Source organism: Niastella sp. (assembly GCF_045805085.1).
Classification (GTDB): domain Bacteria; phylum Bacteroidota; class Bacteroidia; order Chitinophagales; family Chitinophagaceae; genus Niastella.
In genome coordinates this window covers 1-14907 of record NZ_JBJMLX010000078.1, presented here as the reverse complement: position 1 = coordinate 14907, position 14907 = coordinate 1, and the positions used below count along the sequence as shown (strand labels likewise).

The window sequence follows — 14907 nt, the reverse complement described above, 5'->3', positions numbered from 1 at the left end:
TGACTACTGCCTGCTGGTGCAGGTAATTCACTCCGGCATTTAAACTATGCCGGCCCGTTATTTTTTTATTTGTTTTCCCAGGAGCGCCTGTACCTGCGGGTGGTGTGGCAGATTGCGCCTGGGGCGTAAATGACGCCTGCAGGGAATTGTTCCATACACCGTTGTGGCTGGTCACGTTGTTCATAGTGGTCCTGGTAATGTTATAGGTAGAAGTGGCGTTCAGCCGCAGCTTCTTATTCAATAATCCTTTTGCTGCGCTTACAGACGGACCGGTAAAATACGTGCGCGCGCCGGGCACATCCTGGATATAATAGTTACCGCCTGCGGTCAGCGACAGGTCTTTTTGCACCTGGTTAAATGTGTAACCGGCATTGGCGGTATAGAAATTACTTTTGGGCGCCGCTTCTCCGGTTTGGGTGGGTTGCGCATCACCAGCCAACTGGTAATTAAGGGTCAGCATAATGGCATGCCGAACGGTCTTATCACCAAACTGGTAAGCTGCCACGCCGTTATAGCTGGTATTTACCTGGTAAAAATTCAGGGAATCGAGCGGATTGGTAAAATAGGGATCACGCACGGGCCGGATGCGGGTATAAGTGGTAAAGTTGGAATAGGTACCATTGAACATCCAGTGCTGACTGGGAATAAAACCAATTGTACCACTGCCTACAAAACGACGGGTAGTAGTGGTTTTTGTTTTATCCAGGTTGTTTTCCTGGATGCCCACGTTACCCGATAGCTGTATGCGGTTGTTGAACAATTGTACCGAAGGCGCAATGGTTATATTGCGCATATCGTTCACCAGGTTATAAGCTCCCAGGGTTGTATATCCGGGCGCCACCCGTTCGTAGCGCAATTGCAAATTATAAAAGCCACCGGTATAACCTATGCCGGCTTGCAACGCATCGAAGTAAACGGTAGAAGCAGAAGGTGACAACACCTTCTTGAAAAAGTTATAACCGCCCTGTAAACTGTCTTCACTGCTTTTTGCGGCGCGCAGGTCGCGGTTCAATACTGAAACAGAATATTCCACATCGGCAAACACCCGCTTAAACAGGGTTTGGCGTACAGCTACTGCCACGGCCATATTTTCGCGTGGCGTAAGCGTGGCATCTGAAGGTACAAAGGGAATAGAGTTCACATCGTCCTTTGCCCTGAAGAAACAAAGGCTGTAGCTGTTGCCTTTGTCTTCATAACCGGCCTTCCAGCCAAATCCCTTGCGTTCAAATGCAGCGCTGTTATATGATTCCTTATTGGTTACGTCAAAAGGAACTGCTTTTATCAATGTGCCATACATAGCAGCCATGCGCCATTTACCGGGGCTCAACTCAACCCCTACTCCATTGAACATATGTCCGGCCAGGGTATAATTGCTGAACGTCATGCTGGTATTTCCAAAATAACCACGCGCCCATTTATAAGAAGGCGCAAATTGAAAGCGGTTAAAAGGCTGGGCGAAATGCCGGCCCTGGTTGCTGTAACTGAAGGTGAACGGCATATTATAACCGAACAGGTTAATGTTCAGGTTTCCTGAAAGGAACCAGTTGAACGGGTCGCGGCGCGAATCGATGCCGGATGCGGCATACGCTACCGTATTGGCGCTTACCGAACCACTGATCGTTACGCCTTTTTTTATGCCCAGCTCATCTATTGCCTGTGCCTGCAGCCACTGGCTGGCTGTGGTACAACATAACAAAAGGGCCAGGTTTTTAGGGTTTAGTTTCATGGGGTTTATTTATGGTAACGACAACTATCTGCTTATCACAAACTGGATGTCACGGCTGTCGTTTTCTGCAATTACTCGTAATACAAAAGTGCCATTGCTTACATTGCCCAAAGCGAAATAATCGTCGGTAATAAGCACGGGGTCGTAGGTACGGCGGATTATTTCACGGCCGGATCCCATCTCCTGCACCAGCATGATCAATTTTTGTTTTTTGCCCAGTTTAACATGCACCGAGAATTGCCCGGTATTCGGGTTTGGATATAATGTAACCGTATCAATTACTGATATGGGCGGCGTATATACCAACCCTGCTTCAGGATCGAATGGGTTCAGGTAAACGGTCTTCCGGATCGTATAGGCACAACCTTTAAAATAACCGGTCATATCTATCCAGTAATTACCAGCGCTGTTAAAGCGGATTTGGGGCGAAGCGCCATTGTCGATCACCTGCGCGGCGGGATCAAAACGCCAGTGCACCGAATCAGGAATGGGCATCGATACTTCTTTTATTACCAGTGTATCCAAAGCATATCTGCCGGAGGCTACCAGGAAGTTGATGTCGGGCATGGGGTTAGCCGGGTTGATCACCACCGGATAAACAGCCTGGCAATTATTGGCGTCTTTTACTACCACACTATAGGTGGCGGCAGGCAGGTTGGCCAATACCGGGTCATTCTGGAAAGTAGCGCCATTGTTAGACGAATACCGATATGGCGGCGTGCCACCGCTGGCGTTCATGGTAATGCTGCCATTGGAGCCCACACAAACGGGTTGGGTTGTTGTTACGGCTGTTATTGGAGCAGCAGGTTGTTTTATCTGCACGGTATCCTTACTTACACAACCAGCGCCATCGGTTACCTGCAACACATACTGGCCTGCGGCCAGTGTGCCTAATTGTGAGGTAGCATTGTTCTTACCTAACCAGTTAAATTGATAAGGCGCTTGTCCACCACTGGGCGAGGCCAGCACCGACCCGTCGTTGCCACTGAAGCACGACACATTCTTTATGGTATTTACATATTTAACTACAGGGATGGTAGAAACAATGGTAACAGCAGTTGTCCAGCGACAATCGTATTTATCTTTCACCACTACATTATAGGTGCCGGTATACAAACCCGTAAACGCCTTTGAGGGTTGAAAGGTAACCCCATTGTCGATGCTGTACTGGTAAGGCGCTCTTCCATATTGAATATCGATATCAAATGAACCAGTTGGCGTACCGGGACAAAACACTTCTTTTTTATTGTTAATAGCCCCCAGTAATGGTTGCTGCGGTTGAGAAAGGGGAATATCCTTGCTTATGATACAACCGCGCAGATCCTGTACCGTTACGCTGTATATACCTGCTGTCAGTTGTTTGAATTCGGGTGCGGACTGATAAGCCCCGCTGTTTAATGCATACTGATAACCTGTACCACTGCCGCCTGTTGCTGCAATGCTGATGATACCATTGTTACCATTGTAACAGGCCACTGAAGTGCCTTCATAATCTGATGCCTGCAAGGTGAAATCCATGGGTATGGATGGCAGGCTGATGGGATATGCGTTGGCGCCATCCACTGAACAGCCTTTGGCGTCTTCTACTTTTATGTAGTAGTCGCCATTTACAGTGAGTGGGGTGTTAGCTGTAAATGCTGTAAAGTTATTGGGTGAACCTACGGCGTAGTAGTACACATAACCACCATTACCACCAGCGGCAGTTATCTTTATTCTTCCGCCATCGGCCTTACAGGCCGCATCGGTTGTTTGTACGTTGGTTATTTCTAACAGCGCCGGTTCTATTACACTTCTTTCCTGAGAAGTGAAGATACAGCTGGCGGTTGATTTGTTATCTGACACCGTTACCCGGTACCTGCCAGGCGCAAGGGAACTAATGCTTACATCTGTGGGGAACCAGAAGTTATTATGTTTCCACGCGGCGCCATCCCAATATTCCCAATAATAGGAATAAGAACCGGAGCCACCCGTTGCAGTTGCAGTAACAACGCCATTGTCCTTACCCTTACAGGTTACTGGTGTTACAGTAAGTGAAGCCTGTAATGGACTGCGTTGCAGTACCTCTACCGGCAGGGTGAAGAGATCATCACAATTTTCATCGGCCGGTTTTGTAAGCACTACCTCGTAATTACCAGCCGGCAAATCAGTGAATGAACCTGTATTATTAGTGCTTATTGTAGTGCCTCCGCTTTTTAAAGTAAATACATACCGGCCACTGCCGCCATCACCCTTCACCAAAATGGCGCCATCGCTTCCGCCATAACAGCTTACACTATCTCTGTGCTGCAAGGTTGCCAGCAATGGTGGTGGGGCTATCAATACAACAGTCGTATCCACACCCGCACAGGTCAACCGGGCGGCATCCAACACTTTTACCTGGTATTTGCCTGGCAACAGGTTTCCAAATACCTGTTTCACATTGGGCGTTGCAGAAATTTCTGTTGTCTTTATATTGTCTTTGAATAATTGATAGGTATACGAACCCATTCCCTGCAACACATTCACCACTACACTGCCATCGGCGGGATTGTAACAGCTGGGCTGATTAAATACCGCGTTCCCCTGTGTTTTTACCGGTTCGGTTAAGGTTATTACCTGGGTAACTTCGGGCGTACAGGCATTCCTCATAGCAATGGTATATTCATCGGCCGGCAAACCGGTGCGCTCATAAAGATTACCTGTAATGACAGCGTACGCTTCATTGAGTTCAGGATGATTCTTTGCGGTAAGTTTAAATTCATAACCACTGGTGGGATCTCCGCCATCAGCCTTCAACGAGAACTTACCATCATTCGATTGAAAACAGGTAAGATCGGTAGCTGATTGTTTTGTTAGCGTAAGCGCGGGGTACTGATCGATGGTGATGTTAATGGGTGAATAACAGGTCCCCGAGCTTTCACCGGGATTGATCACCCACAAGGTATATTGCCCTGCAGGCAGGTTATCGATCACGATGGGGGCATCGCTTGCCGATTTAGGTACATTCACCAGGCCATTACTTTGCTTTTCTATCTGTCCGCAATTACTTGTGATCGAACCATCGGGGTTGAAGACGATCTGACAGGGGTTTGAATTGTTCCATCCATTCTTTAACAGCCAGCGTACCTGCGAATAAGGTGTATTGATAGCATTATAAGGGATCTCCGCCTTCCCATTGAGCGGAAATACGCAGGAAGGTTTTTTATTGATATTGTTTTGTGTGATCGTAGGCGGTGGTGGTAAAAAGGTATAGATAGAGGAAGAAGACCAGCCGCTGATCTTGCCTTCGGTACTGGTTGCCATTACCCTGAAATAAACATCCTGTTGGGTAGTTATATTATCATTGAACACTGCCTGCTGTGGCGTAAAGCTGCCAAACCTGTCTGTAGAAGGATTGGTGATCGGGATGTTTTTCCAGTTATGTACTGTTATATAATCGGGTAACCAGCAATCACTGGCGTAAACAAAGTACTGTCCATCGGGAGACATTGGATCATACTCCCAATGGCCGCATTCCCCGGTATTAGGGTCATAGGAGTTTTGTGGATCCTTATCAGGGTTCCAGATCTCGTGATCTTCGCTTTTTATAGCACATTGCCAGGTATATTTCAGGCCGCCTGTATTATTCGGTTGCACATCGGTTCCTAACTGCAGGATATTATTAGCGCAAAAAGTAGTTAAAGAAGGGTTGGGCTGTGGAACAGGTTGTGAAGGCGCCGGAATCGTATACCTGATAAGCAGGTCGGCCCAGGCAAGCGTATTATCCTCGTTGGTCATTCGGCCCAATGGTACCTGCACACCGGGTGGAAAACTGGCCAGGTTTACGCCCATAGAGGTCGTAAGCTGATGCGCATCCGCGTCGCCACAGCCCAGGTTTTCTACGGTACATTCTTCACTGGAACGGCTGGTGCAATCGTGCTGCCGTTCGTGGTGCGTACGCATAAAGAGGGTGAACGTTGTGGTACCTGCCGGCAGGTAAATGGTGTTGAGTGGTACCCAAACATCTGCATTATAAAATTTCTGCCAGGGTGTTTGTATACATCGCCTGTCGGCATTGCTACAAAACGGATGCAACAAAGGTCCGCAACGATCATCGGGCGAATTATAATAAAAACGGAAGCGGCCACCATAGTCATCGCCCCCATCTGCGGTGTAATCTGAATAAATGGTCTTTACAGTTATTTCTACCTGTATTTGTGCACCGGCTGCTAAAAAACCGGTTATGCCAATAAGCAACAATATAAATTGCCTGTACAATTGGTTCATACAATAATTTGAGAAGTTAAAAGGATACAGATACCGGCTTACTCATCATAGTGGTTTTGCCACTTGTCCATTCTGCTTTTACCCGGTACGCATATTGGTTGCCGATCCTTATTTCGTCGTCGGTCAATGATTTTTGTTTGCCGTTGAGTTTTTTATACAACAGGAACGATTGATTATTTACACTGCGGTATACATAATATACAGCGGGGTCCTGGTCATGTTTCCATTCCAGGTTGATCAGTTTCTTTTCGCGGTCTGCGGCTGCTTTTATATTACTGATCGCAGCCCGGTAAGCGGATTCATATTCTATATCACCGCTTCTGTCTTTCGATGAATTGTTGGCTTCATCATACGCCACCAGTTCATAATAATATTTACCCCCGGCCTGTATAGCAGTATCCAGCCACTCGTGCACTTTATTGGTAGTATCAGTAAAGACAATGCTTTTGTTGAAACTTCCTACCTGGCTGTTTACGCGGTACAATACCTGTTTCACCACATCGGAACTGGTACTGTTCTTCCAGCGCAGTAAAATACCTGCTACCGTATCCTGCACGCGGTTATAAACAAACACAGGGGCAGAGGGTGGCACCACATCGGGCCGGTTCAGCGTTAAGATGGTTGAATATTCAGAGGGGTTGTACATTTTATCAACCGCTACTATGCGGTACAACACTTTTTCCGAAAGGGTCTTTATTTGAATCGTATCGGTAAAGCTGGTTTTTCTTACCACCCTGTTGGTGATCTCCGTAAATTCCTCATGTGCTGCATTTGCCCTGAACACACGGTAACCCCTGAGGTCTGATTCGGTATTGGCATCCCATTGCAGGTGTACAATACCGGTACTATCTATTATACCTTTCACGCCCACCGGCATGGCAGGCGGGTCTTTATCAATAAGCTGTCCCAGCTCAGGCAAAGAATAGATCACCCGGCCATCGGTTGTTTTTATTTTCAACCGGTAATAACTGTCGGCCGGTGGTTTTTCATCCAGCCACGTCAATGCCTGTTTACCCAGCGGTTGCGAAATGTCTTTATAAGGCCCTTCTACTTTTGGCGCCCTGGTAACTACAATGGATTGTGTTTTGCTTTGTAACAAAGGCGACAAATGCCATTGCAGGTAGATCTTTTTGTTGTCGATGGCGGCAATGCTATCGATAAATGGTTTTTCCAATGCAGCACTCCCCTGCCCGCTTACCACTGTTGAGTAGGGTCCCGCTTCGCCGAAGGGCGTCAGACCTTTCACGCGGTAATACATGGTGGTCTCATTATCCAGCAACGTATCTATAAAATAGCTGAACGACTGATTCTTTTCGGCTGAATACATGATGGGCAGATCGGTAACGGGTTGGTAACTTTTTCCGTCTTTTGAACGCTCTACCACATACGCCGTATAAATACCTTTATCAATATTCGACAACCATTGCAGGCGGGCAATACTATCGCCAAACTGGGCAGAAAATTCACGGGGTGGCGATAACCGCACAATTTCCTGCAGCGAGGTAACGCAATACCCCGGTTCAATGGTAACGCCTTTGGGTTGTTGGGTCATTGAAATTTTATACGCATATCGCTCGCCTTTTTTTACCGAGCGATCCACGAAACGCAATCCGGCTGCATTGGCGGCGGCAGGCGACAGATCACAGGCCAGTAACATAAAACCAAACCGCATATCGGCTTCGCCCTGTTTGGTAATAAAATCACCCAGTCCTTTTTCGGGGGAAGAAACATGGAAGTCTTTGCTGTAGATAGCTTCTTTTACCAGCGCTACGCGGTCGTCTTTTACGGCCAGTTGTTCCATTTGCGCTTCGGCTATGGGGCGAATGGGCGCTGTTGTTAACTGCACGCCCTGCTGGCCGCTTAATTCAACTGGTTTACCATCCCGGGCCACCACAAAGCGTTCGAGCTGGTAACCATAGCGGTTTCCCATTTGCCAGGCTACCTGGCTGGCAGGAGCCCACCGGATAACAATTGAATCGTAGCGCGGATTGGCCAGTGCATAAACAGCATGCTGTTTTTGTTGTCCCATTACCCAATGGGTGCATAACAAAAAGAGCATAACCAGGCCAGGGTTTAAGGCTTTCATATAGGGTTATTAGGATATTAGGTTATTGATACTTGATATTGCAATTTACAGTTGAGGTAACTTTATTGGTACCTGGCAACCGGTAATTCAGTTCTACAGAATATTGCTGGTTGGTTTCCATTTCAGGATACGTAGTGCTCAACAATTGCTGTACGCCTGCAGGCGCGGCCCCCTGTTTGTTTCCAGACAAATATTTGGCAACCGCCTTCGACAGCAGTTCATGATAGTCCTGGTAACTTACGTAACTCAGGAAGTACATGACCCTGAAACGGCCAGCCATGGTTTGCGCTGTTCCTGCACTGATGGCTTCGCTGGTTAACTGGTAGTTGCCTTCTTCGTTGTTGAACACACTCACCGCCAGCAATGGGGTTGTTCCAAACAGTTTTACGTCGCGTTGCTCGATAGTGATATCATTATCTACGGGATACGACTGGTACAACAATGGAACGATCTTGTTCTGCAACCAGTTGTTGTTAGCGGTTGCTTTTGCAAACACCAGCGGTGCGGCGCTGTTGCCATCTCCTCCCAGTTCAAACTTGTCGAATGTTTCGTAGCTGTCGAACCGTTTACCAATCACCGGTACATAATCGGTAGCAATATCATACAGGTCCATGGTATTGGAAGTAGCATTCATTTTCTCCTTAAAAGTGTTGTACTTACTGGTGCGGAAAGCAGACTCCATCAATGACACTTCAGTAGCAGCCAGCGCCATACCCTTCAGAGCGGTCTCATTTACAGTGGTCTCGCTGCCATCATCATCGGTAGTGGTAGTGCTGCGGGTGGTAGCATTGTCGTTGCCATTCGTTGTATTGGCGGGTGTTTTTACAATACCCAGATGAAATACTGATTCCGGCGACAAGCCGGCAGGGAGATCAAAGTTAACCTGTGCATTGCTGAGGTCATAACTCACCGCGGCATTCACCACTTTGCCATCACCGCTTACAAAACGGGCATAATATTTCCAATCGCCATCGCTGTCTTTTGCATTGAACAGGTAAGGCTGTCCTCTTTTCAGTTTCACATAGCCGTGGCTATATTCATTTGCATAGAAATTATACTGCTGGTTCACCGGATAGCTGTAAGCAATATTTTCAGCAGGAATATTATTCGGCGCTGTGCCGGTATGGAAAGTCACCGATTTTGTTTCATAATCCACGGCACCATTTTCCTTGAGCGGTTCCCAGCCGCTGCCGGTCCATTTTTCAATATGCACTTTCACTGAAGTAACCAGATCGGCATCGGGTGGTAAGATATCGCGGAAGTTGAGGGTAGCTACATCTTTATTATCATTCCAGTCAACATTCCCTTTTATTTCACCGGTCTTTCTATCTACCATTTTAAATTCATCCATTTTTATCTGGTAAGTGGTCACCACATCTTCATTGTTCATCATGCTGAACGATTTTTCCATGGCCAGGTTAAAGGCCACCTGGGGTGAACCAAATACACTGATATTTTTAGAGAGATCGCCCGGCTGCATGTCATTGATGATCTTTATATCGATCTCCTTGCCGCTTACCAGTTCACATTGAGAACCTACTTCCACTTTAAAGCTGGCTTTTCCTTTTACCAGTCCGCCGAGTATTGAATATTTCACCCCCACGGCGCCCATGAACCACGATGGGTTGGGCAGCTTTGCCTGCATCAGGGCTGCCGCTGTGAGATAAATGATGTCGAATTCTTTTTTCTTTCCCAGGACTTTTACGCGTATCCCCACCCGGCCTTGCAGGTAAGCATAGGCCTGGCCTGAGGCGTACCAGCCGTTGACCCCGATTTGGCCGCTTCCTTTACAACGGGCATCGCCATAATCACGCAGCAGGATATCTGCACCCGCCCCCACGCCCAGGTAAGCGTAAATAAAGCCACCGTCCTTTCCAATACCTGCCGATACTTTAAAATGCACTCCAAAGCCAATACCCCGCCCGGTACTCATACTATTCTCTTTTTCCATAAAGTTGCCTGAACCAATGTCAAGTACACTGGTCACTTCTGGAGGCGGCGGCGGCATATCTTCTACTTTGGTACCAGCCATAAAGTAGCTTTGTACCGTAGCTATACCCAACATATTCAGTCCCATCATTTGCGACGGACGGCCCACATACATCCACCAGGCGCCTGGTTCAAAATGCATTACGGCTTCTACCGCCAGGTTGTTGGGGCCTGTACCTTTAACCAAACCAAAGAGGTCGATATAGGTTTTTATACTGGCATGGAAAGTACTGTTGGTATTATCGTAGCGGATGTAAACAACTGCTGTAATAGGCGCCTTCGCTGCCTCATCAGGTTTATGTTGTGCGAGGTTGGCAAAGAACTGCCCCGTGCCATCGAACTGTACATAGCGCAAACCGCCTTCGGTGCTGAACATGATCTCCAGCATCACATCGGCATTGAACACCGCTGCTGTAGGATCGGTTGCAATGGTAGCCCCTGCCAGGAAACCCATACCGGCTTCCTTGTTTGGCACATAGCTCAACAAGCCATCGGCATTATCCATACCCGTGGTATCCGAATCCGGCACGCTATATTGGTCGGGCGTTGGCGGCCGCTCCATATGGTACGACAACCCGCCCAGTAACCGGCGTATGGAAAATCCTGTAGCGATCGGGATGCGAATAGGCACAAACGCATCGGCATGCCAGTATTTATAATCATCCTTGGCGCCAAAGATAGCATGGGCTACTATGGGCATTGGCAAGGCAGGCAACTTCAACGACAGCCTGCCCTTGAAACCATTGCCATATATAGGATGGTCTTCAAACAAGGCTATCGTGCCTTCCATTTGAAAGGCCGTGGTTTTTGCGGTGATTGCAATCTCATTCACTTTCACCCGGTCAAACTTCCAGCGGGTATGTGTTTTTTCATACGTGATCTTTCCGTTTGTGACGGTTTCTTTTTCTTCTACTACATTACCCAACACCATTACGCCGGTGGTGGCGCTGAATCCTTTGTCTTCGCTATTCATCAACGCCATGCGAACATGGGCGCCAATGGCAAACTGACCGGCATTCAACCCCAATGAAATATTATCGAACCCACAACTAAAGTTGCCGATCTTAAAGCCAATGCTTCCATCCAAACTCAACGTACCTTTATGTACATACGGTTTTTGAGTGCTCAGGGTGAGGTCCTGGAAGCCAATGCCAGGCGCTTTTAAAATACCTTTGTTCAAATCAACTTTACCATGCAATACGGCGCCGGGGAGAAACTGTCCTTTGTATTTTTCAATTTTTACCTGGCTATTGGGGAACAGGTGAATATCACCTATAAAAGTGTGAAATGTTTTTTCTTCAGTGGTTTCCAGCACAAAGGCATAATAGGTATCCTCCTGGCGGGTTTCCACAGCAGCGGTGTAACGCAAGGGATCGTTGCCCAAAAAGTCAATATTGAGATCGCCTTTTAAAGTACCACCCATTAATCTGTTATGCACCAACTGCACCTCTATATAATCGAGCGATAAGGGCCAGCCGCCGGCTGAAGCATCCCCTATTTTTATGATGTTGGAGGCGCTGAACTTACCTGAAACGCCACTGTTGTCGATGGTCATGTCGGTAGCGCTCACCATGGGCCGGTCGCCCTTACCGTTAGCCAGTTCTTTTGGCAGATAGATATTCAATTGTTTCAGGTAGAAACCCTGCCACAGGTTGGGTTCGCCATCCCAGGCAGCCGCATCATTGCCTATAAGCATCAATCCTTCGGGATTGGCGATATCACTCATATCCACCACGGCTTCTTTTACTTCAAAGCCAAAATCTTTTAACCCGTGAATGGTGAAGGGGGTAATATCTACCCGGGCCATTATATTATGCAGGTCTTTGGCATTTATCTGAAAGCTGGCAGTAACCTTGTCGCTGGTTTCATCAAGTGGTTCCAGGAAACCCTTTTGAAACTCAAACTGTCCTTTCAGGTTCACGCTTTTGAAACCGCCGCAATCCCATTCTATATAATTATTATGATCACCCGGGATAACAAGGTTTACTTTATCGTTGATCTTGAGGGTATGTGTGCTTACGAGTTCAAGCCTTGTACCTGTAGCAGCAGCAATGCCACCCGGGGTAAAGGCTACGTTTAATGCGGCGAAAGACATGGTTTCGTCGGAGCCGGGCAATGCCAGTTGCGCATACACGTTAAAGAAAGCGCCCTGCGGCGTAAAGCGCGCCTGATCGATGGCTATTACATAGGCTTTGCCATTGATCTCTTTAAGAATTCCAATAGGCAGGGATGCCATATCGGACTCCTTGAACTCACCAACGAGGCGGTTCTCACTTTTTATTTTCTGGAAAGTTGCGGTGATCTTTGAGACGGAGGCACTATCTGCAAAATTTGCCAGACCGGCATAGTGACAAATGAGGATGCAAAATAGTATAAGATAACGGTTCAGGGCACGGGTTCTTCTCATGGTATTTGGGTACAGATTAACTACTGTTTACTATAGGGTGCGCGAAAAATAGAGAATAATCTTCAGACCTGCAACCAGGTGAGATTTACTTTTCTATTAAGCCCCAAGATATACCCAGTTACCTTGTTATGCAAGTAATGAGTGGGATAGTTAGTACCGGGAGGCTTACACGTATTGCAAATAAAAAAATACCATATGCGAAGTCGTTAGATAACAGATAGTTATAATTCCGAATACATTGTCACTTATACAATTATTTTCTGTACAGAAAACCCACCAGGATAAAATTGGAATGGTATTAGCTGAGGGGGACATGATATCCTAATTCATACCCATTGATATGACTATTTCTACCCAGAAAGGCCTGATGTTCCTGTCTTTACTTTTTCTTGTACTCCCTATTATCAGCTATGCCCAGGAGGGCATGCCGGTAGCTGTTCGTCCTTGTGGTACCGACAGACTATTGGTGCAATTACGAAAGGATCCTGGCTTTGTGGCGAGGGAGAAGGCTATGAATCAAGCCCTTTTAAAAAAGCATTATTTAAATATGTTGGCAGCTCCGCCTGCTGTCGTCACTTTGCCGGTAGTAGTGCATATTATCAACGAAGATCCCACCGCTTATACGGATGCGGCTGTTATTCAGGCTATACAGGCCCTGAATGACGCCTATAGTGCGTCAGGTACATTTGCCGGCGGCCGCACCGATACCAGGATCCAATTTTGTTTGGCCAAAACCGCTCCGGATGGTGGCCGTACCACAGGTATTGTACGAACCCACTCCTATTTGTCGGATTTTGATTACGACATGGAGGGCGACGAGCTCATTGCCCTGAATGCGTGGGACCGCAGTCGTTACATCAATATCTGGCTGGTGTCAAAGATCAGATCTGAATATATGCAGGATTTTAGCTGCGGTTCCTGGACCCGCCTGACCATGGGCGGTTATGCCAGTGCCGGCGGCGATGTGGTGGTATCCGGTTTGGGGGTTGACCTGGTAGCGCATGAGATGGGCCATTATCTTAGTCTCGCACACACTTTTGCCGAAAGGGATTGCAGCAATAATGATTGTCTTACAGACGGCGATATGGTGTGCGATACCCCGCCTGAGCGTACTATCTCCGGGGGAGGCTGCAGCGCCCCACAGAACTCCTGTAGCACCGATACGCTGTCGGGCTTCACGACAGATGTAGATGACCTGCCGGATAATTTTATGGATTATGGCTCCGGCGCGGGCTGTATCATGGGCTTTACACCGGGACAGGCAGAAAGGATGCAAAACTTTATTGCTACTTCCTTAACAGGCATGGTGAACAGTACGGTTTGTACCGATCCCTGTGGCGCAGCAGTTACCACCGCTTTTACCCGGGATATTGACTATCCGGTGGTTGGTGATGTAGTAACATTTACCGCTACCACTGCCGCGGGACAAACCCTGCAATGGCTGGTAGACGGTACACCCGCCGGTACCGGGCAAACACTTGCTTTAACAGTTACTCAAAAGAAGACCTATAAATTAGAACTGCGGGTAACCGATATTGCCAGTGGCTGCCATGCTACGGTTACCGATGCGTTTGAAGTGAGCTGCGGCGTGGTGGCCAGGTTCTACCCCGATAAACGTAAGATCGCATCCAAAGATGGGATACAGACCGATCATATTGTATTTACCAATCGTTCCCGTAATGCTACTGCCTGGAAATGGTTGTTCAGCAATGACAGGGGTATGACGGAAACGGTAGTAAGCACCGCTGAACAACTGGATTATACCTTTAAAATTCCCGGCACCTATAAAGTACGGCTGTATGCGACCAATGGTAGCTGTGAGAATACCACCAACCTGGTTACAATTGTGGTAGACGATCCTACTGCCGATGGCGTGATCCATATAGAAAGCGTTACCTGTTATAACCAGGATAAGGTAAAGGTGGAGCTTTGGTTCGAGAACTGGGGTTATGTGACCATTCCCAAAAACACCCCGGTATCTTTTTATGATGACGATCCCCGCACCGGCAGAGGAAACCTGTTGGGCACCTGGCCGCTCCCCAATGACCTGCCAGGCAAATGTGCCTCCTACCTATATACAACTACTGTAGAAGTGGGTCGTGCCTTTCTGGACACCCTGGTGTCGGTGATGAATGATAATGGTACTACGAAACCGCTGGCGCTGCCCAATACCGGACTGCAGGAAGTGACTTTTAATAATAACATAAATATCAAAAAGGGAATTAGTTTCCGGGCAACTGTTACTCCAGCTGAATATACGTTGCAACCACAACAGCAACAGGCGCTGCAACCTGTTGTTACCAAGGGTAGCGCTATTACTTCTGCTACCTGGGATGCCTCTCCTTATCTCATTTGCACCAATTGTATCGGAAATACATTTACGGCCCCGTACCGGCAGGATACCCTTGCTACGGTGAAAACCCGGATCTATACAGATAACGCCTGCTACAGTGA

Annotated in this window: 5 protein-coding genes; 1 reads left to right on the top strand and 4 read right to left on the bottom strand. The window is 47.6% G+C overall.

What is annotated here, in order from left to right; genetic code table 11:
- The 4 genes from ACJ751_RS03490 to ACJ751_RS03475 form a co-directional block, all read right to left on the bottom strand.
- The coding region (locus ACJ751_RS03490; protein ID WP_407743984.1) for a hypothetical protein at nucleotides 1-1726 on the bottom strand (1726 nt) is incomplete at its 3' end.
- A 24-nt stretch (nucleotides 1727-1750) separates the two neighbouring features.
- Complete coding sequence (locus ACJ751_RS03485) at nucleotides 1751-5971, bottom strand: SprB repeat-containing protein (protein ID WP_407743983.1); 4221 nt, start codon at nucleotides 5969-5971, stop codon at nucleotides 1751-1753.
- Nucleotides 5972-5987: 16 nt separating this feature from the next.
- The gene (locus ACJ751_RS03480) at nucleotides 5988-8057 is read right to left on the bottom strand and encodes a hypothetical protein (RefSeq protein ID WP_407743982.1); all 2070 of its coding nucleotides are present in this window, start codon (nucleotides 8055-8057) and stop codon (nucleotides 5988-5990) included.
- A gap of 22 nt (nucleotides 8058-8079) precedes the next feature.
- A complete protein-coding gene (locus tag ACJ751_RS03475; RefSeq protein WP_407743981.1) occupies nucleotides 8080-12453 on the bottom strand; it encodes a hypothetical protein in 4374 nt (1457 codons plus the stop codon).
- Between the two features lie 340 nt (nucleotides 12454-12793).
- Here ACJ751_RS03475 and ACJ751_RS03470 point away from each other — a divergent pair.
- Nucleotides 12794-14907: M43 family zinc metalloprotease (locus ACJ751_RS03470; protein ID WP_407743980.1), on the top strand; the 2114-nt coding region annotated here is incomplete at its 3' end.

Coding starts and splice junctions, on each gene's coding strand:
- ACJ751_RS03485 (WP_407743983.1), bottom strand. CDS start 5,971: ATGAACCAATTGTACAGGCAATTTATATTGTTGCTTATTGGCATAACC.
- ACJ751_RS03480 (WP_407743982.1), bottom strand. CDS start 8,057: ATGAAAGCCTTAAACCCTGGCCTGGTTATGCTCTTTTTGTTATGCACC.
- ACJ751_RS03475 (WP_407743981.1), bottom strand. CDS start 12,453: ATGAGAAGAACCCGTGCCCTGAACCGTTATCTTATACTATTTTGCATC.